Below are 24,722 nucleotides of genomic sequence, written 5' to 3' on the forward strand. Positions count from 1 at the left end.
GTTTTGCAATGCATGGCCAGTCATGTGCACAAAGTGGCAGTGAGGCAGCTGAAGCTTTTACGTTATCGCAATTATCCTTTTTTCAATATTCATTTTTCTGGTCAGCATGTGGTTTTTACCGGCCATAACGGTGCTGGTAAGACGAATCTTTTGGAGGCGTTATCTTTTCTTTCTCCTGGTCGTGGTTTGCGGCGTGCTGCTTATTCTGACGTTAGCTTTGTAGATGGTGACGGTGGAGGATTTGTTGTATTTGCGCGTCTTGAATGCGCTCTTTATGGTGAAGTAAAGATTGGTACAGCTTTGGAGGTTAGCGATAACAGTCGAAAAGTCCATATTAATGGTGTAAATGAGTCGGGTGATTGCCTAACAGATTATTGTCATATTAGTGTCCTAACACCATCCATGGATGGTCTTTTTACAGGTCCTTCGCTTGAGCGCCGTAGTTTTTTGGATCGTATGGTTTTGGCGATTGATCCCTTGCATAGGCGCCGCATAGCCGATTATGATAGAGCTATGCGCGCACGTAATCGTTTGTTTTTAGATGGAAATGAAGATTATGCTTGGTTTGATGCTTTAGAAAAGCAGATGGCAGAACTGGCGACAGCTATTTCTGCGGCGCGTGTTGATGTTATTCGTCTTTTAAATGATATGTTTACACAAATGCCATCACAGATACCTTTTCCACGAGCTTTTTTGCAAATTGATGGTTTTTTGGAAACAGCTCTTAGTGAAATATCAGCAATTGAAGTTGAAGAGCAATTTTGTGATCGATTGCGGCATAATCGCGCAATGGACCGTGCTGCTGGGCGGACGTTAGAAGGACCACATCGCGCAGATTTGCAGGTTTTTTATGCTGATAAAAATATGGGAGCCGCATCGTGTTCAACAGGTGAACAAAAAGCGCTGCTGACAGGTTTAGTTTTGTGTCATGCACGTCTAACAGGTATGATGTCGGAAAAAGCTCCTATTCTTCTTCTTGATGAAATGGCTGCTCATCTTGATTCGCATCGACGTGCTGCTTTATTTGATATTCTTGATGATTTAGCTGTACAAACATTTATGACAGGAACAGATCGTCTTTTATTTGATGACTTAAAAGGACGCGCAGAATTCTTTGAGATTAAGGATGGGGCTTTATTGTCGTAAAAACATGCTAAATATTTTTTTAATAAGTGATAGGTCTAAAGGAAAAGGCATGCTATGTCTGAGGTGATAACGATTTTAAATGGTCCTAATTTAAATTTTCTAGGTCAACGTGAGCCAGAAATTTATGGAACTGAGACTCTGGAAGATATTGAAAAAAGATGCAGAGAATGGGCAAAAAAAAATGATATCGTAATAAATTTTTATCAAAGTAACTGTGAAGGGCAGTTGGTAGCATGGATACAAGAAGCAATAGAGGCAAGTTCTGGATTGATCATTAACCCAGCGGCTTACAGTCATACATCTGTTGCACTTCTTGATGCCCTAAAAATGTTTTCAGGGCCGAAAGTAGAAGTTCATTTATCTCATATTTACCAGCGTGAAGCTTTTCGTCACCACTCTTATACATCTGCAGGTGTAGACGCTATCATAACTGGGTGTGGAGGTGATGGATATTGGTTTGCACTTGAATATATTGCAAAACAATTAAGCAAAACAATTAAATTGTGATAGGTAAAGAATAAGCGTTTGATAAGAGTAATATAGGCATTGAATTCACTTGATAATTATTTTCAAATCTGTACAATATGAGGTATATATATTTTATGACAATTTTTGGTGCATATGACGGGGGTAAATAGAGATGAAAAGCTTTGTTCGACAATTAGAAATGCTTGTGATTTTAGGGGGAGCACTGCTTTTATCTGGTTGTAAAATTGATGTTATACAGCCATCAGGTTATGTTGCACGTCAACAGCTCATTTTGATAGTTGTTTGTGTGGTGGTGATGCTTTGTGTTGTCATCCCAGTTATGGTGAGTGTGGTGTTTTTAGCTATAAAATATCGCGCATCGAATATGAAAGCGGACTATTCTCCTGATTGGGCGCATTCAAATAAAATTGAAGCGTTGATGTGGGGTATTCCAATTGTAATTGTAATGGTTTTAGGTTCATTAACAGCTTATTATACTTATAAGCTGGAACCTACAAATCCTCTCCCAGTGGAAGTTGTAGGTGAAGGAAAGCCATTACAGATTGATGCCGTTTCTCTTGATTGGAAATGGCTTTTTATTTATCCTGAATATGGTGTTGCATCGATTAATGAGATTTATGCGCCTGAAGGACGTCAGGTTTTATTGCAATTGACGTCAGAGAATTCTGTCAATGCTTTTTGGGTCCCCAAACTGGGTACAGTTCTTTACGCTATGCCGCAGATGAATGCTAAGTTGCATTTGGTCGCTGAAGAGCAAGGAGTATTCAAAGGAACCTCAGCAAATTACAGTGGTGATGGTTTTTCGAGTATGCGGTTTAAGTGGCATTCTGTGTCTTTGCAGGACTTTGAGGATTGGATTGTAAAAGCTCGGGCTAATGGTCGAGTACTTGATCGTGCATCTTATCGTCAACTTTCTATTGCGCCTCGTATGGGTGATATTGCTGCGAAGAAAAAAGATGCTGAAGTTCGTTATTTTGCACCTGTTGAGAAGCGCCTTTACTATCGTGTTGTTAATCGATGTGTCGATGAAAATACGGTATGTAATGAGGATTTAATGAAACGTGCTGCTGCTCAGACTCTATGGGGTGCACTATGTTCAGTATTTGATCCTGATGTTATTTAAAGGGTCAGTAAAGAAAGAGCCCTTTTAACATAAGGTTTCTTTTAAACTTGAATTTCATTTGAAATGGGTTGAGAAATGTTTGGAAGACTTACAGATCCTACGGCAGGTGCTTTTCATGCACTTGCACATGAGCCGATCGTTTTATACACGTGTATTGCGATTGTTGTGGTTGGTTTAATTGCTGTTGTTGCTCTAACAGCACTTGGGTGGTGGGGGATTCTATGGCGAAATTGGATTACAACTGTTGACCATAAACGCATAGGCATTATGTACATAGTTCTTGGAATTATTATGCTTGTTCGCGGTTTTGCGGACGCACTCATGATGCGAACACATCAAGCTTTAGCTCTTGGGAGTGAAAGTGCAGGTTATTTGCCCCCTGACCATTTTGATCAAATTTTTTCGGCGCATGGCACTATCATGATTTTTTTCATGGCTACGCCTATTTTATTTGGCCTTTTTAATTATCTTATACCGCTTCAAATTGGTGCGCGTGATGTTGCTTTTCCCTTTGCAAATAATCTAGGTTTTTGGATTACGGCTGCAGGGGCAATATTGATTAACATATCCCTAGGTGTTGGGAATTTTGGTCGTGGTGGCTGGTTGATGTATCCACCTTTTACAGAATTGCAAACGAGTCCAGATACAGGGGTAGACTATTATTTATGGTCACTTCAACTTTCTGGTATAGCGACAACAATGGGGGCGGTCAATTTTGTTGCGACTTTGATTAAGATGCGTGCTCCTGGGATGACGATGATGAGAATGCCTGTTTTTTGTTGGAGCGCTTTTGTTAGCAATGTCCTTATTTTAGTTATTTACCCTGTCTTAACTGTAGCATTTGCACTCTTGGCATGCGATCGTTATTTGGGCATGAATTTCTTTTCCAATGTTGGTGGCGGAAATCCGATGGTATGGATTAACTATGTTTGGGTTTTTGGTCATCCTGAGGTTTATGTTTTGGTTGTTCCTGCTTTTGGAATTGTTTCTGAGGTTGTATCAACTTTTTCTTCAAAACGCCTCTTTGGTTATACTTCGATGATATGGGCCATGTTGGTTATTTTGATTCTTTCGCTTCTTGTTTGGGGACATCATTTCTTCACAATGGGTGGCGGTGAAGCTGTGAATACTTTCTTTGGTATTGCGACAATGATTATTGCCGTTCCAACAGGTGTAAAAGTCTTTAATTGGCTGCTAACTATGTATAAGGGGCGGATTCGCTTTGAGCCTCCAATGCTTTGGTGCATGGGAATGATCTTTACATTTGTTGGTGGTGGATTAACTGGTGTTTTGTTATCTATTGTGCCAGCTGATTGGCAGTTTCATAATTCGTTGTTTTTGGTAGCGCATTTCCATCATACAATTATTGGGGGTGTCGTTTTTGCGTACTTAGCGGGGATTGCATTTTGGTTTCCAAAAGTTTTTGGTTATAAACCAAATCGGGCATTGGGTATTGCATCTTTCTGGTGTTGGTTCATTGGTTTTTACCTTGCCTTTTTCCCAGTCTATGCACTTGGTTTAATGGGTGGGACACGTCGTCTCCAGCATTATATGGAACCTAGTTGGCAACCGATGTTTATGATTGCTGCATTGGGCGCTTTTATTATTTTGCTTGGTATCCTTTGTTTTGTGCTGCAAGTTGTTTTGGCGATTTGGTACGGTATCAAACATAAGGGACGTTTACCTGTAACATTAAATGATTCTTGGGGTGATGCACGGACTCTTGAATGGTCTATCTCTTCACCGCCTCCTTCTTACAATTTTGCAATAGTTCCGAAAATACAGTCTGATGACGCTTATTGGAATATGAAGAAAAGTGGTTATCAACGTCCTACCAGTGGATTTACAAAAATTCATATGCCGTCCAATACATCGGCTGGAATTATTGCGGGATTCTTCTCGTTAGTTGTTGGTTTTGCGCTTGTCTGGCATATTTGGTGGCTTGTTGCGGTCGGCTTGATTGGTTTTATTGCAACGCTTGTGTGTCATTCATTAACAGGTGACCATCATGGTTATTATATTCCGGCTGAAGAAGTACAAAAAACTGAAGATGCCTTTACAGCTGTTCTTAAAGAACAAGGAGTGACAGTATGAGTGCAGTAACAATAAATAATGTGAGTGCTGTGGATGAACATCACCACGATAATAGTTCGGTAATGACGTTTGGTTTTTGGGTCTATATTCTTTCAGATTTGATCCTGTTTTCGACACTTTTTTCAAGTTTTGCTGTTTTTTCTGCTTCTTATGGTGGTGGTAAGGCGGGCAATGAGTTTATTGATTTAAAATTTGTTTTGGTTGAGACTGCTTTCTTGTTGTTTTCATCCGTCACTTATGGTTTTACAATGGTACAAGCACATAAAAATAACATCAGTGGTGTGCGTTTATGGATGGCTATTACCTTTGTATTTGGCTGTTGCTTCATTGGTATGGAACTTTACGAATTTCATGAACTTTTGGGTGAGGTCTTTTATTACGATCCAAATGCTTATGCTGGTATTGATTCTGCAACAGGTTTACAGCTTTTTGGTCGGGAGATTCTCTCTGCTTATTGGTCAGCATTTTTTGCTTTGGTTGGCACCCATGGACTTCACGTAAGTGTTGGTCTTCTTTGGATGGTTGTGATGTTTTTTCATCTTCGTCGTAATGGCTTGGATCAGAACAATAAGACACGTTTAGCATGCCTTTCCATTTTTTGGCATTTACTTGATATTGTATGGGTTGGTGTTTTCACCATGGTTTATCTATTAGGAGCGTTGTGATGAGCATGCAAAATGAAACACATGGTCCCAGTACTGGTTCATATTTAGTCGGTTTTATTCTGGCTGTATTTTTCACTTTGGGTTCTTTTGTTCCTGTGATGTATGGAATGATGGAAAGTTGGGCAGTTAGTACAAAGGTTGCGTATCTTATTGGGATGGCGATTATTCAGATTATAGTACAAATTGTTTTCTTTTTGCACTTGAATTCTGGTCCAGATGCCAAGTGGAATTTAAGCGCGTTGTGGTTTGCTGCTATTTGCGTTTTTGTTATTATTGGGGGAACTTGGTGGGCTATTTCTCATTTGAATTATAATATGATGGGTGGCTCAGGACGTGTTATTGAACCGGAAATATCAAGTAGAGATGATTCTTCAGTATCTGAGCAGTTATCAAACAAAGATATATCCGTAAGAAAACAGCCAGAAAAGATACAGGGCTCAGAAATGCCCATGGAGCAGGGGTTAAGTACGCAAACTCCTGTAGATCAAGTTCTTGGTTCAGAAATGCCCATGGAGCAGGGGCTAAGTACGCAAACTCCTGTAGATCAAGTTCCTGGTTCAGAAATGCCCATGGGGCAGGGGCTAAGTACGCAAACTCCTGTAGATCAAGTTCCTGGTTCAGAAATGCCCATGGAGCAGGGGCTAAGTACGCAAACTCCTGTAGATCAAGTTCCTGGTTCAGAAATGCCCATGGGGCAGGGGCTAAGTACGCAAACTCCTGTAGATCAAGTTCCTAGTTCAGAAATGCCCATGGGGCAGGGGCTAAGTACGCAAACTCCTGTAGATCAAGTTCCTAGTTCAGAAATGCCTATGGAGCAGGGGTTAAGTACGCAGTCTCCTGTGGAGTAATTGTTAGAAATACCTGTGGAGCTGATGCGGCGTGTATCAGCTCTTACAAAAAATTCGTAGGATATTAAAGAGGGGTTAAGTACAAGATATCAGTGGAATGAGTATCATGATTTTGAATGTACTTTTATTTTAAAAGAGAAAGTCCATGGAGTATTGAGTCAAGCTTTAATTTTTGAGACAAATAGCTATTTGTAGAATATACAAAAAGTGATGTCTATGCAATTTACTACAAAGAAAGAGAATGTGAGAAACAAGTTTTTATGCTGTGTGAGATAAGAGCTACGAAGCGGTAACGTTTTTATAATTTACAGAATTTATATTAAAGATAGCATTAAAGTTATTTGTGATAATAATATGCACTTGAAATCAAAAGTTTAGAGAATAATCAGAAAACTTAATGAAAACCGCTGCAATGACAATTATTGGTGCTGGTTCTTTTGGTACTGCATTAGCGATTGCTCTTGCCCGTAATGGTCATAATGTTTTACTTTGGGGATATAATCCTCAACATATCAAAGAATTACAGGAACAACGTTGTAATCAAGTATATTTACCCGATATTCAATTTCCTGAAAATTTATTACTTGAAGCTTCGCTTGAAACTGCAATAGCAGCAAGTCACAATATATTAATCGCTGTTCCAAGCCATGTATTTCATCAAGTTTTGTATAATATTCAGCCTTATTTAGATCAGCATTCACGCGTTATTTGGGCAACAAAAGGTTTAGAACATGGTACCGGACGTTTCTTACAAGAGGTTGCTCGTGAGATTTTAGGTGAAAAAATTCCTTTAGCAGTTTTTTCTGGACCAACTTTTGCTCAAGAACTAGCTATTGGTTGGCCTACTGCAATGACGATAGCAGCTTCTGATGTTGAGTTTGGTAAAGAATTACAGCAATTTTTTCATTGTGACAAAAGTTTTAGAGTTTATAAAAGTTCAGACATGATTGGTGTTCAATTAGGGGGAGCAGTCAAAAATGTTATTGCTATTGGTGCAGGAATATCAGACGGTATGGGGTTTGGGGCAAATGCACGAATAGCTCTCATCACACGAGGACTAGCTGAAATCAGTCGTTTAGGGGGGGCTATGGGTGCTGAGCTTTCCACATTTATGGGAATGACAGGCTTAGGTGATCTGGTTTTGACATGTACTGATAATCAGTCGCGTAATCGTCGTTTTGGAATACTTCTTGGTAAAGGAATAGATATAAAAGAAGCGGAAAAACAAATTGGTCAGGTTGTGGAAGGGTACTTAAATACCAAGGAAGTACATACGTTGGCGCAACGTATTGGGGTAGAAATGCCCATTGTAGAACAAATTTATCAAATTCTCTATTGTGGTAAAAACATAACTGAAGCGGCGCACACATTACTAAGCCGTACTCTCAAGGATGAAATACAATGATATCCTGTTTTTTAATAATTCCAATCGTAAAAAAATAGAAACATGCTATGAAGACATATAAAATAGATTGTATTGATGGTTGTATAAGACAGTCATATTCTAGCAAATTATAGATTCATATCATTCGATTATTTATGAAACATGGCTGAAATATAAAAGTTTTGGCTTTTGTCTAAGAGCTATCTCTTTGAAAATAAATTATCGTTTCCACTTACACATGTTTATGTAATGTAATGAACAAGATATTTTGATTTTCTCTTAAATTCATCTCACAATGATATTTGCAAACAGAATAATACAAGACTCATTAGGTGGAAGCATTTTTTTTTATGTAACGTATAAGCTAAAAATATCATTGCTATTATCCAATTTTCAATATTATTTGCTGCGTGTAACAGCGTTTATATCTCGATAGAGGCAGGGATATTGTGTGTTTCTGTTTGTGTAATTCGTTAAAACAAGAAGACAATCTAATTTGGGAAGAAGATGAAATTTTAAAGATAAAAACCAGTTCCCATCTCTACCATCATTTTTAAATTCAGTTTTACGCTATCTAAAGCATATCTTTTAAATAATGGAGATTACCTCATACCTTGATGTGTCAGGTAAAATAGAACGCCCAAAACAAAACACTATTGCTGTTGTATATTCACGCGCTTGTTTTAAAGAGACCTCTCTTAAAACTCCCAAGCTCAATTCGCGACGGTGACCGTGAATAGTGTAACGATAAAGCCATTGTGCACATCCTCATCTTTACGTTTATGAAGGAGGAAGCCGAGCATCATCACACATCCTACCAGCCCCCAATGTTGAGACAGCTCTTGGCACTTGAGGCTGTTCAGTAGAGATGTTTACGCCTTTATTTTCTCACATGACAATTCTTTTTTTATATGCAAGAAATGACTTTTGGAATTATAAATTTGAAAATCTAAAATTGAAAAAATGTTATTGTACTTGTTTGTGGCTGTCATTTAAACTGAAAAAATAATGTGATTATAAAGATAAAAAATTTATTTATATGAATAATTCATTTTATTTTTGTATTGAATTAATTAAAAACATGTGTTTGCTTGTCACAAGCGGGTTAGTATGTGGATAAAAATTATTAAAAATACTTCTAATGAATCATCTCAAGTATCAAGGGGTGTTTCAACATTAGAACATGGCAAGTAAAATGATAGTGTCGATTTGTCATTTGTATAAACATTAAAATGGTGGAGAAAAAAGGATTTATGTACTTCACGGGGATTTTATCTGTTCTACAGATACCATTGTGAAATGGAATTGCGTGTATTGAGGGATATCTTTTAAAAAAATGCATGAAGGAGCAACAGCCGTAGTGTTTTTGAGCGTTCTGTTTTACCTGATATATCAGAGAAATGCTTTCATTAAAGAACGAGAAAAATAAAGGTGTGAGGTAAAGCGTAATCTCCATTATTAAAAAAATATTGATGTGGATGCTTTTAAAACTGTAAAGCCTCATTAAAGAATAATAGTAAGATTAATGATTGATTTCTTTACGCCTTCATATTCTTCCTAAATTAGATTGTCTTTGCGTTTCAAGAATAAATAAAAAGGTAGGCAATATTTTTTTCAATCTGGTATACAAAAGCTGAAGCTAAGGATTTTAATAATCCTCTAATCTCTGTTTCAAACTGCGATGGCATGAGGGCTGAGGATTGATTTGTAAGCAACAGCAAAAGGGTATGCTTTAGTAAGGTAAATAACGTCATAAAATACAAAATTTTTCAACCATGGATTGAAAAAATATTCGGATTTTTATAAAATACTTCGCAAAACAAGGCATCTTGTTTTGTATTATACTTATTCTTATAAAGACCTGCACACGTGCCTTACGTCATATTTTCTAAGTGCGATAATTTTTATTCTTCTTGAGTATCGTCACTTTTTTTCAGTTCTTCAAGTATTGGCATAGACATGATGTTATAGCCTGAATCAACATAATGGATTTCACCTGTAACACCTGATGATAAGTCAGAGAGTAGATAAAGAGCAGATTTTCCAATTTCATGAATATTTACGGTACGACGTAATGGGGCATTACGGCGTTGATGTGAAAATATTGCACGTGCAGCTGCAATGCCATTACCTGCTAAAGTTCTAACAGGACCAGCGGAAATCGCATTGACACGGATATTTTGAGGACCAAAGTCTGCTGCTAAATAACGTACCATAGCTTCTAAAGCTGCTTTAGCAACACCCATGATGTTATAATTAGGCACAACTTGCTGTGAAGCACCATAGGTAAGAGTTAAAAGTGTTCCTCCATTGGGCATAAGCTTACCCGCGCGTTGGGCAATTTCAGTAAAGGAATACGCTGAAATAACCATCGTGCGTTGAAAGTTTTCACGTGTTGTAACATCAACGTAACGCCCTTTTAGCTGAGTTTTATCTGAAAAACCAATGGCATGGACAATAAAATCAATTGTTTTCCATTCTTTTTCAAGTTGCCCAAAGACGTAGTCAATATTTTCAATATTTTCAACATCACACTCTAGCACTAATTTGCAGCCAAGTTTATCTGCTAGAGGTTGAACACGTTTTCCAAAAGCATTTCCTTGATAAGTCAATGCTAATTCAGCTCCTGCTTGTGCGAGCTGACAGGCAATGCCCCAAGCAATTGAATGGTCATTTGCAATTCCCATAATAAGGCCACGTTTGCCCTCCATCAAACCTTTCATATTATTCTCCGTAAGACCGTACTTTTTTCAATTACTAAGAACTTTTGTTTATTCATAGCGTTGGAAAACAAGCGTTGCATTGGTACCGCCAAAGCCAAAAGTATTTGACAATACGGTATTAAGTTGTTGATGATCGCGTCGTTTACGAACAATTGGCATATCGGCAAAAGCTGGATCAAGTTCTTCAATATGAGCACTTTCACAAATAAAATTATGCTTCATCATTAACAGTGTGTAGATTGCTTCCTGAACACCAGCTGCACCCAAGGAATGACCAGTCAGAGATTTTGTGGCGGAAATTGGTGGGCATTGATCACCTGCTCCGAAGATACGGCGGATCGCTTCTATTTCAGGGGGATCACCAACAGGTGTTGCTGTTGCATGGGGATTGATATAATCAATCTTATTTTTGACGGTCGCAAGTGCCATGCGCATGCACCGCTCTGCTCCCTCACCTGATGGAGAGACCATATCGTGTCCATCGGATGTAGCGCCATAACCAACAATTTCTCCATAGATTTTTGCACCACGTGCTTTAGCGACTTCTAGTTCTTCAAGAACCAAAACGCCAGCGCCACCAGCAATAACAAATCCATCACGATTAGTGTCATAAGCACGCGAAGCTTTTTCTGGTACATCATTATATTTGCTGGACATAGCACCCATAGCATCGAATAAAACAGATAATGTCCAATCCAGATCTTCACAACCACCAGCAAAAATGCGATCTTGTTTTCCATATTGTATTGTTTCATAAGCATTGCCGATACAATGATTGGATGTAGCACACGCGGAAGAGATTGAATAGTTTACGCCTTTAATTTTAAAAAAAGTTGCAAGTGTTGCGGATGCCGTAGAACTCATCACTTTAGGCACAACAAAAGGACCGATGCGTTTTGGACCTTTTTGGCGTGTAATATCAGCAGCCTCAACGATTGACTGAGTTGAAGCACCTCCAGAACCCATAATAATACCCGTGTGTTCATTCGATACTTCATGCGGTTCTAGACCCGCATCAGCAATTGCCTGATCCATAGCGATGTGATTCCATGCTGTTCCACGCCCATGAAAACGTAGAGCACGTCGATCTACGAGTTCTTCTATATTAATATCGGGTTTGCCGTAAACTCTGCTACGAAAGCCTAATTCGGCATATTGAGGCGCGTAAGAAATTCCGGATTTTGCTTCACGTAAACTGGTTAAAACAGCTTCAGGTCCATTTCCAATCGCGGAGACAATTCCCATTCCGGTTACAACAACTCGACGCATTCATACCTCCTCGTTCCATACAGAATAGTGAAAAGTTCTTTCTGACGGAAATAACGTTCAATCTTCTTTGAATAAAGCAACGCGTAAATCATTCGCCTTATAAATAGTCTCTCCATCTGCTTTTAGCCACCCATCAGCTATTCCTAAGACTAAATTTCCACGTCGAATACGCTTAAAATCTATTTCATATTCAAGAATTTTGGTTTGTGGAGTTACCATCCCTGATAACTTTACTTCACCTGTTGATATCGCTCTTCCTTTTCCTGGTTCGCCTAGCCAACCAAGAAAAAAGCCTGTTAATTGCCACATACCGTCTAGTCCGAGACATCCCGGCATGACGGGATCGCCTATAAAGTGACAATTAAAGAACCACAGGTCTGGTGTAATGTCAAATTCGGCGCGAACCATTCCTTTATCGTATTTACCATCAGTTTCACTAATTTGAGTGATTCGATGAATCATCAACATTGGCGGTGCTGGCAATTGCGCATTACCTCTACCAAACATTTCGCCGCGAGCGCAGCTTAGAAGCTCTTCATAAGTGTAGCGAGACTTTTGTTCAGCCATTGTTACTCCATTTATTTGCATATATCTTTATTTCTGCGCTTTTCCCAACCTACTTTTAGAGCAAATTTCAAAGAGAGGGAAATGATTTTATATCATTTTTAATGACAAAAGCCCTTTTTTATGTATTCTACACAGGTAATTATTTAAAAATGGAATACAAGATTACACCATACTATTCCCATTTTTTTGTATTTTGATCTTATTTAGCAGGAATATATTTGGGTTTGTAATATGTCAGTAAGTGCAGACGACTTAGATATGAATGAAGAACAACAGTTCACAAAAGAGTGTGGAAAAATTGTGCAATATTATTCCATTTCTATGTTAGAAAAACGTTTGCGTCAAAATGGTCTGCGTCCAACACGTCAGCGGTTGGAGCTTGCACATATGATTTTTTCTCAAGGAAATCGTCATATTACTGCTGAAGAGCTCTATGAGGAAGCGGGGAGGGCAGGTGTACCTGTATCTTTAGCAACGGTTTATAATACGCTTCATCAATTTACGGAAGCGGGATTGTTACGGATTATTGCCGTAGAAGGCTCAAAAACTTGGTTTGATACCAATACCTCTGATCACTACCATTTTTATATAGAAGGCGAAAATCGTATTCTTGATATTCCTTACAATTTGGAAGAAGCTCCCATTATTAGAAATTTGCCTAAGCCACCAGAAGGTATGGAAGTTTCACATGTTGATTTGATCGTACGATTGAAACCCAAAAATCAATCTTGTGATAGGCAGTGAGGATATTCAATGAGGAATAAAAGTTAAACTTGATAAGTTTGAGTATTCACCAACCTTTTACTTTTTCATCAGGATAGATTCCCCATAACTGGGGTTGCTGAAGCCATCCGCGCGTATTATTAATGTTTAGTTCGCACCATTGTCCATCACATTGGCGGATATTACCAATGACATTAGGTTCTACTTCCGCCACAAGTTCTGCGTTGTCGGTGGGTTTTTTTCGTAGCATCAGCCTTTTTGTTTTATCTTTTTGCCATGGAATAGTTATAGCAGTTCGCTTTCCCGATAAAAGCGATTGATACACCCACCCCTCATCGCCTTCTGCATCACGAATTTTGCGCCATTGATCATATTCTTGAATGATTTCAATAGGCAAGCCCTTCTTTTTGTAGGTAAAAATGATAGAATAGTTGCTTCCTGGTCCGACGCGTACATTAACGCTGGTGGGTTTAATCGAAGCAAATCGCGGAAGTGGTAAACCGCTGGGCCCTAAATTTTGATTAAATGTTTGTGCGTGCAACAAATGAGGTGAACCCAATACAATGACTGTTGCTATTAAGATACATGATGCGAGTATTGAAACGCGAAACCAACGAGAATTTTGCACACTGAACTCCTTTATTTCGTCATATATTGGAAATTTAAAATCTGAAAGATAAGACTAGAAACTGATAAAAATTATGACATATCGCTCGTTAAAGAGATCTAAACAATGAAAAAATTGTTACGAGAATAGCAAAATAAGGAAAACAAAAGTTTGTATTTTTTAGTGCTTATCTTGTTTATGAGGGGATAAATATAAATAAACACTGGACTTTTATGTAGCTGTACGCGTGATAAAACAGTAAAGTATACTGGGAGCATAGCATTTTTTGTACAGGAAATTAGGGCTAAAGTATTGCATCTCTTTTCTGAGTTTGTTTCTCGAAGTAAAAGTACATGTATGCATATTATGAACAAAGAGCTGTTCAGTAAAGGGGTTATCATGTGGCTTGAAAAGAAGTTTTGAATGGACAAAATAATACGATGAATAAAACATTTAAGCTTAAAAATATGAGCAAAATTATGGAGTAGATTGATATATGAAGGGCTGATTTTAACAGGACAGTTTTTCGTGATAATCCATTTTATAAAATTTGCTATACTATAATCTTATGTCATGATAATGCTTATCCGTATGGCAGATAAGCTGGATTCATCATACCATTTACCAGCTCTCAATGTTATGCAGTTCTTATTATTTATGGCGTTCATAAGAAGCATTTTTATTTTTTTCTTAAATAGCTTTTATTCTATTTGCATACTAACCCTGCTTATGATGTACAAGAAAATAATCTTGATTTATTCAATATAAGAAGGTGTTGAGAAACTTCACGTTATTCAGAATTATTACTTAATATGAAAAACGATTACTTATAACGATAAATCAATGCGTTAAAAACTTTAACTCGTTATTTAAATTGTAAAAATATTTCCATCAAAAATGGTAATAAAAGGTACATTCATTCATCCATATTAAAATACAGTGTTTTCTCTGTTTATTGTCAATTTTCTTTTTCTCTAACTCAGTATAGAAGAAAGTTGAATGAAATAGAGGAGCTTATTCAATACACTTATGGGGGGCATTACATAAGTGATGAATAGAAGAAATTTATCAAGAAAAAAGAATCTGTAGTGCCGTGGTTGAAATTCGTCATCGTTTAGAGAGACAGAGTCAAGAGATATAAAAAGTTATGGAATTATATCGTTTTGTTACATAACTGAAGGGAAAGAGGATTATGCATTTGATATCATATTTTTACACACAATCGCATATTGCGATAGTTATTTTTGTTTTGCAATCTGACCTAGGATGTTCGAAAGATGTAGAATATTTAATGACAAAAAAAGAAAATCATCATGAAATTTGTACATAAAGAAACAGTTATTTAAGAGATATCCGGAAGGAGAAAAATTATAGCGAAAAGTGATAATAAAACACCTTACACTCAATTCACATAAGAATAAGTCGCTTAAATATCTAAAGCGTAGTTTGTTATCTGTTTTTTGAAATATAAGAGTGAAAAAAACACCCCTATGACAGAAACCTTATTATTTTCAGATAACTAACATATTAGATAACATTGTACACAAAAAACCGTACACAAGCAATTTATTGCAATCGCCTATGAAGATAAAATTTTCTGGAAGCTTATTATCTACTACTTATGCAATTACATAAAGTATATTACTTTACCGCAACAGTTCGTCCGTTACTAACAAAACCTTCTCTTTGCGCACGCTTACGAGCAAGCTTACGTGTACGACGAATAGCCTCAGCTTTTTCACGAGCACGCTTCTCAGATGGCTTTTCATAATAACTACGCATTTTCATTTCACGGAAGATACCTTCACGCTGCATCTTTTTTTTCAACGCACGGAGCGCTTGGTCAACATTATTATCACGAACGAGTACTTGCACTATCTATCCTGCTTTTTTCAGTGTCATAAATGATAGGAAAAACCTACATCCTTTTAAAGGCATATCCAAAAGGACAAGCACCTATATCATATAAATAAGACATTTGTCTATATCGCTTTTTAAAATTCTATTCTTTTTGCAATAAAACGCTTTTTATAATGAATGATAGAATTTACGGTTATAAATTTATGAAAGTCCTTGTATTTGATCATTTTCGTCAAGATGAATTTTTTCAGCCGTGGGATAATGGGGTAGTCCCGGCATGGTCATAACATCTCCACAAATGACAACAATAAAGCCAGCTCCTGCGGAGAGACGAACTTCACGTACGGGAATTTCAAAATCAACAGGAGCACCATATTGCTTGGGATCAGAAGAAAAAGAATAAGGTGTTTTTGCCATACAAATAGGGTAGGCACCAAAACCTTCTTTTTCCCAAGATTCAAGTTGTTTGAGAATAGGGGCTGGGATGATGGCGCCACGCCCACCGTATAGCTTTGTTATAATACAATTAATTTTTTGAACGAGTGGAATATTATCTTGATATAAAACTTTAAAATGAGAATGTTTTTCTTCAATCAAGGTAACGAGTTCTTGTGCAAGTTCTATAGCGCCTTTTCCACCTTGTTCCCAATGCTTACAGATAATAGCTTTGTGTCCAGTTGTTGCAACTATTTTTTGTAATGTTTTTATTTCAGCATCGCTATCGCTGTCAAAATGATTGATAGCCACAACACAAGGAATACCGTAGTGCTCCATATTCTTTATATGTCGTAAAAGATTGGCTGTTCCTTTTTCTAAAGCGGTGATATTTTCTTCTGTCAGGTTATTTTTATCTACACCACCATTCATTTTTAATGCACGAATAGTTGCGACGATTACTGTAGCATTTGGTACAATACCTGCTTGCCTACATTTGATATTGAAGAACTTTTCTGCTCCAAGATCTGCTCCAAACCCTGCTTCTGTGACAACATAATCAGCAAGTTTTAAAGCAGTTTTTGTTGCTATAACTGAATTGCAACCATGAGCAATGTTGGCAAAAGGTCCTCCATGAACGAGAACAGGGTTATTTTCAATTGTCTGTACGAGGTTGGGTTGTATAGCATCTTTGAGAAGAACTGCCATTGCACCTTCTGCATTGAGATCAGAAACGGTGATGGGCGTTTTATCATAACGATAAGCAACAATAATTTTTTTGAGTCTTTGTGTAAGGTTTTCTAAATTTTCAGAGAGACAAAGAAGTGCCATAATTTCTGACGCAACAGTAATATCAAAACCTGTTTGGCGTGGAAAACCATTTGTTATGCCCCCTAATGAAATAACAATATCGCGCAATGCACGGTCATTCATATCAAGAACGCGTTTCCAAACAATGCGACGTGGATCAATGTTTAGAGTATTTCCCCAATAAAGATGATTATCTATCATTGCGGCAAGAAGATTATGAGCAGCTGTAATAGCATGAAAATCACCGGTAAAATGTAAATTAAGGTCATCCATTGGAACGACTTGTGCATAACCACCACCAGCAGCACCACCTTTTACACCAAAACAGGGACCCAAAGACGGCTCTCTCAAGGTAGCTATTGTTTTTTTACCAATAAGATTAAGAGCATCACTTAGTCCAACTGTTGTTGTTGTTTTGCCTTCTCCGGCAGGTGTGGGATTGATAGCTGTGACGAGGATAAGTTTACCATCTGGATTTTTATCAAGCGATTTTATGTATTCAGAAGAAATTTTAGCTTTATCATGGCCATAGGGAATGAGATTTTCATGTGAGATACCAATTTTTTTTGCAATTTCAATAATATGCTGCTTTTTAGCAGTGCGAGCAATTTCAATATCTGTTTTAGGCATGGAAAAATTCTTTAAACTTAGCTTTTATTAATGTTCGAGATCTGTACCCCATGGATTAATTAGAAGAATTCATAGAGAACAGAAAGTGTTAGGATATCATAGAAGTCGATGATATGCTATGCAAGAGATAATGCTAAAGAAGCACGAGAAGAGTTTCATTGTTTTTTAGGAAAAAGAGTTTCTTTGCTTTTAAGCAGTAAAAATATGTTTAATTCAATTAAAAATATCTCGAAAAGAAGCTTTGGTTTGCAACAAAATGCTAATGATATTAATGGATACCATAAGTGTTTTATGGCGGCACATCTGAAGTCCCTATTAAGATGGGATTGCTAGGAATAAAATATCCAGAAACATCTAGTTATGGAAAAATTAGAAATAAGCACGCAAAAAATTATCTAACTGATTAAAGAGTATAATCCGGAAGAGACTAAAAACAAGCGCATAGATCGAAAAAAGAAAACAACACACGCTGCTTATGCAATCGTTATGATTATTAGCTAATAAAAGCACCTTGGAGCTGAATTGAAGGACTCATAACATCTTATTCTAGCAAAATGGCTAAAGAAACGACTCACAACAGAATGAAGTAACAAAATACAAAAAACAAAGATAGGCAAAAATAAATCACAAAATAAAGAATTTAAAGAGCCTGAATTTATAAGAAGATATTATTGATAGATGGCGCACCCGAAGAGATTCGAACTCCTGACCCCCAGATTCGTAGTCTGGTGCTCTATCCAGCTGAGCTACGGGTGCATACATTTCAGTTTTTTACATTATCTATGACAAAGGGTTCCTAATCGTTTCATTAAAGAAATGCAAGTGAAACTTGGATAGTAATAAAAAAAACTCTCTTTTTTATGAGATATTTTAAAAAAGGATATAATATATTATGGTTTCAGTTGGTTTTGATATAATCATTTTTTGTTGTGACTGTACAAAGCAATATGAACGATAGTTAACTTGACGTTTTAATCTATGAAAGATAGTCAAGCAAAGATGAGATGTGTTTTTTGCGGTGGGGGGTAAGATATATATACACCCGCTGTTTGGTTTTTGTGTAAAACACCGATATTACTGTTGAAAACTATTTCAGATGAACATGACACAGCAAGGGTGGATGTATGGCGTTATTAAAAAAGAGCTTTCCGTTGGTGTTTTTAATCGTCGTTTTAACGGTTACTTATTGGGCTGGAAAAAAGAGTGCAGAACAACCCATTTCTATGGTGGATAAAACAAGAGTATCGTATAAAGCTTCAAAGGAAAAAATGGGAAGACCACCGGCGAATGTTGTCGTTGATCTTGTAAAAGTTCAAGATTTTTATGAACAACTTAACGTTCTTGGGAGTGGAAAAGCTCTTGCAGAAGTCGATCTTACCCCTTTATCCTCAGGTGTTATTGATAAGCTTTTTGTATCAGCTGGTACAAAAGTACAAGTCGATGATGTGATTGCAAAGCTTGATTCTAAAAAAGAGGAAATAGCGGCTGCAAAAGCAAAAGTACAACGTGATAATAATGCATTAACGCTTTCGCGCATTCTTAAATTACGCGCCAGCAATACAGCAACGGAAGTTCAAGAAATTACAGCACGTTTAGAGTTGGATAACGCAAATTTAGTGTTGCGTAATGCTGAATTAGATCTCGATCGGCGAACAATTCGTGCACCGATTCCTGGAGTTGTTGGTATTTTGCCCGTTGATGTGGGGAATAACGTGACCCTTAATACCGTAATAGGGCGTATTGAGAATAGAGAACGTATTTTGGTCGATATATGGGCCCCTGAACGATATGTGTCGCGCATCCATAAAGGAGATGAGGTAACGGCAACATTAACTGCGCAGCCAGATAAATCTTTTGTTGGTCATATTTATGCGATTGATAATATTGTTGATCCAGAAAGTCGCACGCTTCATGCTCAGGTTGAAATCAATAATGAAAAAGATACGCTCATGTCTGGTATGTCCTTTTCTGTTGTATTGCAATTTCATGGTGGTTCTTTTCCTGTCGTTAATCCTCTTGCGGTTCAATGGAATAGTAAAGGGTCATTCGTTTGGCGTGTGAGAGAAGGAAAAGTAGAGTCTATTCCCGTATCAATTATTCAGCATAAAGCGGATCAGGTTTTCGTGAAAGCTTCCCTAGAAAAGGGTGATCAAGTTGTCATTCAAGGGGTGCAAATGCTTTATCCAGGAAGTAAAGTAACTATTGATGATCCAAAGTCCCACCAACAGCAATTATCAGCGGTTTATGGAACGGATATACAATGAGCCAAGAATTGAGCACAAAACATCCTATGTCAAAGGTGGAGCAAGGTGGTCTCATTGCCTTATTTATTCGCAGACCGGTTTTTACTTTTGTTTTAAATGCTATGATCATCATTGCAGGATTTGCAGCATGGTTGAATGTTGATGTAAGAGAATTACCCGATGTTGATACTCCAGTAACAACGATTGTGACGATGTTTTCTGGTGCGTCAGCAGAAACCATTGATCGTGAAGTAACAAAAGTTATAGAAGATGCTGTTTCTCGTGTTTCAGGTGTTAAGACAATTTCTTCAACATCTTCTTTTGGACGCTCTCGTGTGCAGATTAATTTTAATGTCGGTGTTGATTTGAATGTAGCGGCATCTGATATTCGTGATGCTCTGTCTCGTATTGCTTATTCTTTACCAAAAAATGCAGATACCCCTCTGATCATTAAAGCAGATTCGAATGCTGCTGCCATGATGTATTTGGTTGTGACGTCACCAACAATGAGTATTGATGATTTAACAACGATTGTAAATGATCAGATTGTTGATGCAATTTCTGCTGTTGATGGTGTTGGTGATGTACAGGTTGATAGTGCTCGCACAAAGATTTTTCAGATTGATATAGATCAAGCAAAACTTGCAAGTTATGGATTAACTGTAGCAGATATTTCACGTGTTCTTGCTGATATGACAACGGATGTGCCAGTAGGATCATTACGCAATTCTAAGCAAACTTTAGTTGTCCGTGCCACTGCACGTCTAACAACACCAGAATCTTTTGAACAAGTTGTTTTAAAGCCTCATGTGCATCTTGGCGATGTTGCGCATGTTACTTTATCGCCGGATATAGAAACGGTTATTCTTCGTATCAATGGAAAGACAGGTATTGGATTAGGTATCGTGCGGAAAGCACAATCCAACACGCTTAATATTTCTCAAGGTGTAAGAGCCGTTGTTGATAATCTCAAAAGTATTGTTCCTTCTTCTGTACATATAGACGTTATTAATGACGATGCAATTTTTATTAAAAGTGCCCTTCATGAGGTTGAGGTTGCGTTGGTCATTGCTATTTTGAGCGTTATTTTAGTCATTTTTCTTTTTCTCAGAGACATTCGTGTAACACTGATACCTGCTTTATCTCTTCCTGTTGCCTTAATTGGTACCATTGCAGCTATTTATCTTGTGGGATTTTCATTAAATATTCTCACATTTTTAGGACTTGTTTTAGCAACAGGGCTTGTTGTGGATGATGCCATTGTTGTTCTGGAAAATATTGTTCGATGGCGCAATATGGGGTTAGGTTCCAGAGCTGCAGCGGTGTTAGGAACACGTGAAGTTTTTTTTGCTGTTGTCGCAACAACATTGACTTTAGTGGCTGTATTTGTTCCTATTTCCTTTCTTCCTGGGCAAGTTGGAGCGCTTTTTAGAGAATTTGGTTTTGTTTTGGCAATTTCTATTTTGCTTTCTTCAATTGTTGCCTTAACGCTTTGTCCCATGTTGGCTTCACGTTTTCTCAAAGAACATATTGAGGAGAAAGAAGAAAAGTCCCATCATTTTACTTTTTTATATAAATTAGGTACTTTTCTTCATAAGGCATATACTTACAGTTTGCATCAGTGTTTAGAAAAGCCTTGGTCTGTTATTTTTGCTTCACTTATTTTTGCGGGTCTTTGTGTCGGAGGCTATATGAAGCTGAAACAGGAATTAACTCCAGCAGAAGACAGAGCTCTTATCTTTTTGGTTATTAATGGACCACAAGGTATTTCAACACAATATTTGAACGAACAGGTAGAGCAAATTGAAGCAAGTCTACAGCCATTACGTGATGCAGGGGAGATTGCTAACAGTTACTCTATTGCGGGTATTGGTGGTTCACCCAATACTGCTTTTTTGGTTTTATTGCTTTCATCTTGGGATGAACGTTCACGTAGTCAGCAAGAAATTGTGAAGGATGTTAATGCAAAGGTTAGACAGTTTCCCGCAGTTTTTGTGTTTGCTGCGGAGGGAAATTCTCTAGGTGTGAGAGGAACTGGGCAAGGATTACAATTTGCAATTCTTGGCAACGATTATGCAACACTACAACCCATTGCTGATAAGCTGGTGAGTGCTTTACAAGATGATCCGCGTTTTATTCGACCACGTCTTACTGTTGATGCAACACAACCACAATTTTTTATTGAAATCAATCGAAAAAAAGCCTCCGATTTAGGGATTGATATCACCAATTTGGGCGATACATTACAAGCAATGTTGGATGGTAAAAAGATTGGTTCCATTAACGTGGATGATCATTCTTACGATGTTAAATTGATATCGCGTAAAAATTCTATGAAGAGTCCCAGTGATTTAGAAAATATTTTCTTAAAGACTAAAGACAATCGATATGTTCCTTTATCGGTTATTGCGCATTTACATGAAAAAGCTATCGCTCCCCAATTAAAACGGGAAAAACGCATGAGCGCTGTTATTTTAAGCGCAAATCTTGCTCCAGGTATCGCTTTAGGGGAAGCTTATCAAACTGTACAGAAAATTGCTTCTCCTTTGTTATCAAAAGGAATCTACGTGGTTCCCTTAGGAGAAGCTGAAACGCTTAATGAAACATCTTCCAATTTTATGATTGTTTTTGGCATTGCTTTTTTGATTATTTTATTGATTTTGGCTGCCCAGTTTGAAAGCTTTATTTCAGGATTCATTATCATGGCTACGGTCCCATTAGGGATTGGTTGTGCTGTAATTGCTATGCTATTAAGTGGTGTGAGTCTTAATATTTACAGCCAAATTGGACTAATTTTGTTAATTGGCGTTATGGCAAAAAATGGTATTCTCATTGTTGAATTTGCAGATCAATTACGAGATCAGGGAAGAAGCGTGCGTGAAGCCGTAGAAGAAGCAGCAAATATTCGACTTCGTCCAGTTTGTATGACAATGATTTGTGCCATTTTAGGAGGTATTCCTTTGGTTTTAGCCAAAGGTGCTGGCGCAGAAGCTCGTATAGCTTTAGGTTGGGTTATCGTTGGTGGCTTAGGTTTAGCAACTATTTTTACGCTTTATGTCACACCGGTTGTTTATCTTTTTTTGGGGCGTTTTATAAGACCAAAAGCAGAAGAAGATTTACGCTTAACAAAAGAACTCAATCAAGTTAAATGATGTATCTGATAGAAAAGGTTTGAAAGTTTATTCCTGTAAAAATATCATTTTCGGATCTTATCCTTTTATTTTGTATATTCCTTCATTTTTATGTGAGCAGTGAAAATAGCGAGCAATAAAGGAGACGCTTTCTGCTTTGTTATGGTTTGGGCATAGATTTCATTATCAATAACCGTATAGGATAAGCTTATGGGAGATAGCTTTTCGATTCGAAATGAAAAGGCTTTTGAAGCCACATTAAAAGCTTTAAGAAACCATGCCGCAAAGGATGGGGTCTATGATATTCGTCGACATTTTGTAGAAGATGAACAGCGTTTTTCCCATTTTTCCCTCAGACTTGATGATCTTCTTTTTGATTTTTCAAAATGTGGTGTGACATTTAAAACATTGCAACTTCTAGATGATTTAGCTGTCGCAGCAGATGTGTTAGGCCGGCGTGATGCAATGTTTTCTGGTAAGGCGATTAATACAACTGAAAAACGCTCAGTTCTTCATATTGCATTACGTTTACCTGCTGATGAAATTTTCATGTTGGATGGTCATAATCTTATTCGCGATATTCAAGACGTCCTTGAAGATATGGAAAGATTTTCTGAAAAGGTACGTGATGGCAGCTATAAGGGAAACAGCGGCGAGAGAATAAGTGATATTGTCAATATTGGTATTGGTGGTTCTGATCTTGGTCCTGAAATGGTTACATATGCTTTAAAACCTTATCATGATGGTCCACAGTGTCATTTTGTTTCTAATGCTGACAGTGCCCATATTTCTGATACTCTCTCTATTTTGAATCCAGCAACAACGCTGTTTGTCATTGCTTCTAAAACTTTTACAACGGCTGAAACAATGGTAAATGCTCAAGTTGCACGTCAGTGGATCTGTTCACATTTAGGAGAAGAAGCCGTTGGTACGCATTTTGTTGCTGTTTCAAGTGCGCTTGATAAAGTGGCAGAATTTGGCATAGATTCCACAAGAGTTTTTAAATTTTGGAATTGGGTTGGAGGGCGTTATTCAATTTGGTCAGCCATTGGACTTGTTGTTATGTTTGCAATAGGTGGTGAAAATTTTCGCCAATTTCTCAACGGTGCATTGCAAATGGACCAACATTTTAAAACTATGCCTTTGCATAAAAATATTCCTATTCGTTTTGCTCTTTTAGGATTCTGGCATCGTGTTATTTGTGGTTATTCATCACGTTCTATCATTCCTTATGCACAGCGTTTAATACATTTTCCAGCTTATTTACAACAGCTTGATATGGAATCAAATGGTAAGCAAGTCTCGCTGGATGGAAAACCATTAAGTTTTTCAAGTGGTCCGATTGTTTGGGGGGATTCAGGAACAAATAGTCAACATGCTTTTTTTCAGCTTCTGCATCAAGGAACAGATATTATTCCTGTAGAATTTATTTTATTTATAAAAGGGCATGAGCAAAATTTACATTCTATGTATGAGATGTTGCTAGCAAACGGTTTAGCACAATCAAAAGCATTGATGAAAGGGCGTAGTATTGAAGATGCTCGGCATATCTTGATAAAAAATGGAGTTGATGAGGGTGAAGCAGATCATTTAGCACTTCATAGAAGTTTTAAAGGAAACCGTCCCAGCATTACGTTGGTTCAAGATTTATTAACACCTTTTTCACTCGGTCGTCTTATTGCGCTTTATGAACATCGCATTTTTGTTGAAGGGATTTTAATGAATATTAATTCATTTGATCAATGGGGGGTTGAACTTGGTAAAGAATTAGCAAATGAGTTACTACCAATTCTTCGTGGAGAAAGTCAAGCGGATAATCGCGATAGTTCAACATTAGGGTTGCTAGCACATATTCAAGAAAGACGTGCAAAATAAATATAATTTGACAGCAGATTTTGTACTAACTAAGCAAAAGTAGAATGAGAGAGAAATATGAGATAATTCTTTGATTTTACTATGCATTCTCTTATTATCT

Annotated in this window: 18 protein-coding genes and 1 tRNA gene; 11 read left to right on the forward strand and 8 right to left on the reverse strand. The window is 37.4% G+C overall.

Features of this window, described 5'->3' with window-relative positions; all coding sequences use genetic code 11:
• Positions 1–12: 12 nt before the first annotated feature.
• The 7 genes from recF (at position 13) to gpsA (ending at position 7,770) form a co-directional block, all read left to right on the forward strand.
• Complete coding sequence (recF, locus tag ACFIKB_RS01060; protein ID WP_375635437.1) at positions 13–1,146, forward strand: DNA replication/repair protein RecF; 1,134 nt, start codon at positions 13–15, stop codon at positions 1,144–1,146.
• A gap of 54 nt (positions 1,147–1,200) precedes the next feature.
• Positions 1,201–1,653 carry a type II 3-dehydroquinate dehydratase gene (gene aroQ / locus ACFIKB_RS01065; protein ID WP_375635438.1) on the forward strand — a complete coding sequence of 151 codons (453 nt, stop codon included), beginning with the start codon at positions 1,201–1,203 and terminating at the stop codon, positions 1,651–1,653.
• A gap of 133 nt (positions 1,654–1,786) precedes the next feature.
• Complete coding sequence (cyoA, locus tag ACFIKB_RS01070; RefSeq protein ID WP_273787465.1) at positions 1,787–2,758, forward strand: ubiquinol oxidase subunit II; 972 nt, start codon at positions 1,787–1,789, stop codon at positions 2,756–2,758.
• A gap of 75 nt (positions 2,759–2,833) precedes the next feature.
• Positions 2,834–4,852, forward strand: a complete 2,019-nt coding sequence (gene cyoB, locus ACFIKB_RS01075) for a cytochrome o ubiquinol oxidase subunit I (RefSeq protein ID WP_375619283.1) — start codon at positions 2,834–2,836, stop codon at positions 4,850–4,852.
• A complete protein-coding gene (locus ACFIKB_RS01080) occupies positions 4,849–5,517 on the forward strand; it encodes a cytochrome (ubi)quinol oxidase subunit III (RefSeq protein ID WP_375635439.1) in 669 nt (222 codons plus the stop codon). Before cyoB ends, ACFIKB_RS01080 begins: the two co-directional genes overlap by 4 nt.
• Positions 5,517–6,365 carry a cytochrome o ubiquinol oxidase subunit IV gene (gene cyoD, locus ACFIKB_RS01085; protein WP_375652595.1) on the forward strand — a complete coding sequence of 283 codons (849 nt, stop codon included), beginning with the start codon at positions 5,517–5,519 and terminating at the stop codon, positions 6,363–6,365. The genes ACFIKB_RS01080 and cyoD overlap by 1 nt, the downstream gene beginning before the upstream one ends.
• Positions 6,366–6,762: 397 nt before the next feature.
• A complete protein-coding gene (gpsA, locus tag ACFIKB_RS01090) occupies positions 6,763–7,770 on the forward strand; it encodes an NAD(P)H-dependent glycerol-3-phosphate dehydrogenase (RefSeq protein WP_375635441.1) in 1,008 nt (335 codons plus the stop codon).
• A gap of 567 nt (positions 7,771–8,337) precedes the next feature.
• Here gpsA and ACFIKB_RS01095 read toward each other — a convergent pair.
• From ACFIKB_RS01095 to fabA, 4 genes are all read right to left on the reverse strand, one after another.
• The gene (locus ACFIKB_RS01095) at positions 8,338–8,487 is read right to left on the reverse strand and encodes a hypothetical protein (RefSeq protein WP_375647008.1); all 150 of its coding nucleotides are present in this window, start codon (positions 8,485–8,487) and stop codon (positions 8,338–8,340) included.
• A 1,166-nt stretch (positions 8,488–9,653) separates the two neighbouring features.
• Entirely contained in the window at positions 9,654–10,472 is an 819-nt protein-coding gene (gene fabI / locus ACFIKB_RS01100) for an enoyl-ACP reductase FabI (protein WP_375635442.1), read from the reverse strand.
• Positions 10,473–10,520: 48 nt separating this feature from the next.
• Entirely contained in the window at positions 10,521–11,741 is a 1,221-nt protein-coding gene (gene fabB, locus ACFIKB_RS01105) for a beta-ketoacyl-ACP synthase I (RefSeq protein ID WP_375644398.1), read from the reverse strand.
• A 57-nt stretch (positions 11,742–11,798) separates the two neighbouring features.
• Positions 11,799–12,308, reverse strand: coding sequence for a 3-hydroxyacyl-[acyl-carrier-protein] dehydratase FabA (gene fabA / locus ACFIKB_RS01110; protein WP_012754549.1), 510 nt, complete (start codon positions 12,306–12,308; stop codon positions 11,799–11,801).
• 231 nt (positions 12,309–12,539) lie between these two features.
• Here fabA and irrA point away from each other — a divergent pair, with 231 nt between their 5' ends.
• Complete coding sequence (gene irrA / locus ACFIKB_RS01115; protein WP_375644400.1) at positions 12,540–13,052, forward strand: iron response transcriptional regulator IrrA; 513 nt, start codon at positions 12,540–12,542, stop codon at positions 13,050–13,052.
• 46 nt (positions 13,053–13,098) lie between these two features.
• Here irrA and ACFIKB_RS01120 read toward each other — a convergent pair whose 3' ends face one another.
• The 4 genes from ACFIKB_RS01120 to ACFIKB_RS01135 all read right to left on the reverse strand — a co-directional run bounded on the left by ACFIKB_RS01120 (position 13,099) and on the right by ACFIKB_RS01135 (position 18,129).
• Positions 13,099–13,659, reverse strand: a complete 561-nt coding sequence (locus ACFIKB_RS01120) for an SH3 domain-containing protein (protein WP_375652596.1) — start codon at positions 13,657–13,659, stop codon at positions 13,099–13,101.
• 1,620 nt (positions 13,660–15,279) lie between these two features.
• Positions 15,280–15,513 carry a 30S ribosomal protein S21 gene (rpsU, locus tag ACFIKB_RS01125; protein WP_012754552.1) on the reverse strand — a complete coding sequence of 78 codons (234 nt, stop codon included), beginning with the start codon at positions 15,511–15,513 and terminating at the stop codon, positions 15,280–15,282.
• A 186-nt stretch (positions 15,514–15,699) separates the two neighbouring features.
• Entirely contained in the window at positions 15,700–17,373 is a 1,674-nt protein-coding gene (locus ACFIKB_RS01130) for a formate--tetrahydrofolate ligase (protein WP_375635445.1), read from the reverse strand.
• A 679-nt stretch (positions 17,374–18,052) separates the two neighbouring features.
• Positions 18,053–18,129: transfer RNA gene (locus tag ACFIKB_RS01135), tRNA-Arg, on the reverse strand.
• Positions 18,130–18,497: 368 nt separating this feature from the next.
• On the opposite strand from ACFIKB_RS01135, the gene ACFIKB_RS01140 reads away from it, so the two are divergent.
• From ACFIKB_RS01140 to pgi, 3 genes are all read left to right on the forward strand, one after another.
• Positions 18,498–19,637 carry an efflux RND transporter periplasmic adaptor subunit gene (locus tag ACFIKB_RS01140; protein WP_375652597.1) on the forward strand — a complete coding sequence of 380 codons (1,140 nt, stop codon included), beginning with the start codon at positions 18,498–18,500 and terminating at the stop codon, positions 19,635–19,637.
• Entirely contained in the window at positions 19,634–22,768 is a 3,135-nt protein-coding gene (locus ACFIKB_RS01145; protein ID WP_375652599.1) for an efflux RND transporter permease subunit, read from the forward strand. Before ACFIKB_RS01140 ends, ACFIKB_RS01145 begins: the two co-directional genes overlap by 4 nt.
• A 189-nt stretch (positions 22,769–22,957) precedes the next feature.
• Positions 22,958–24,622, forward strand: coding sequence for a glucose-6-phosphate isomerase (gene pgi / locus ACFIKB_RS01150; protein ID WP_375644403.1), 1,665 nt, complete (start codon positions 22,958–22,960; stop codon positions 24,620–24,622).
• Positions 24,623–24,722 lie beyond the last annotated feature (100 nt).

This window comes from Bartonella sp. MR110HLJHH (assembly GCF_042194225.1).
GTDB lineage: Bacteria > Pseudomonadota > Alphaproteobacteria > Rhizobiales > Rhizobiaceae > Bartonella > Bartonella grahamii.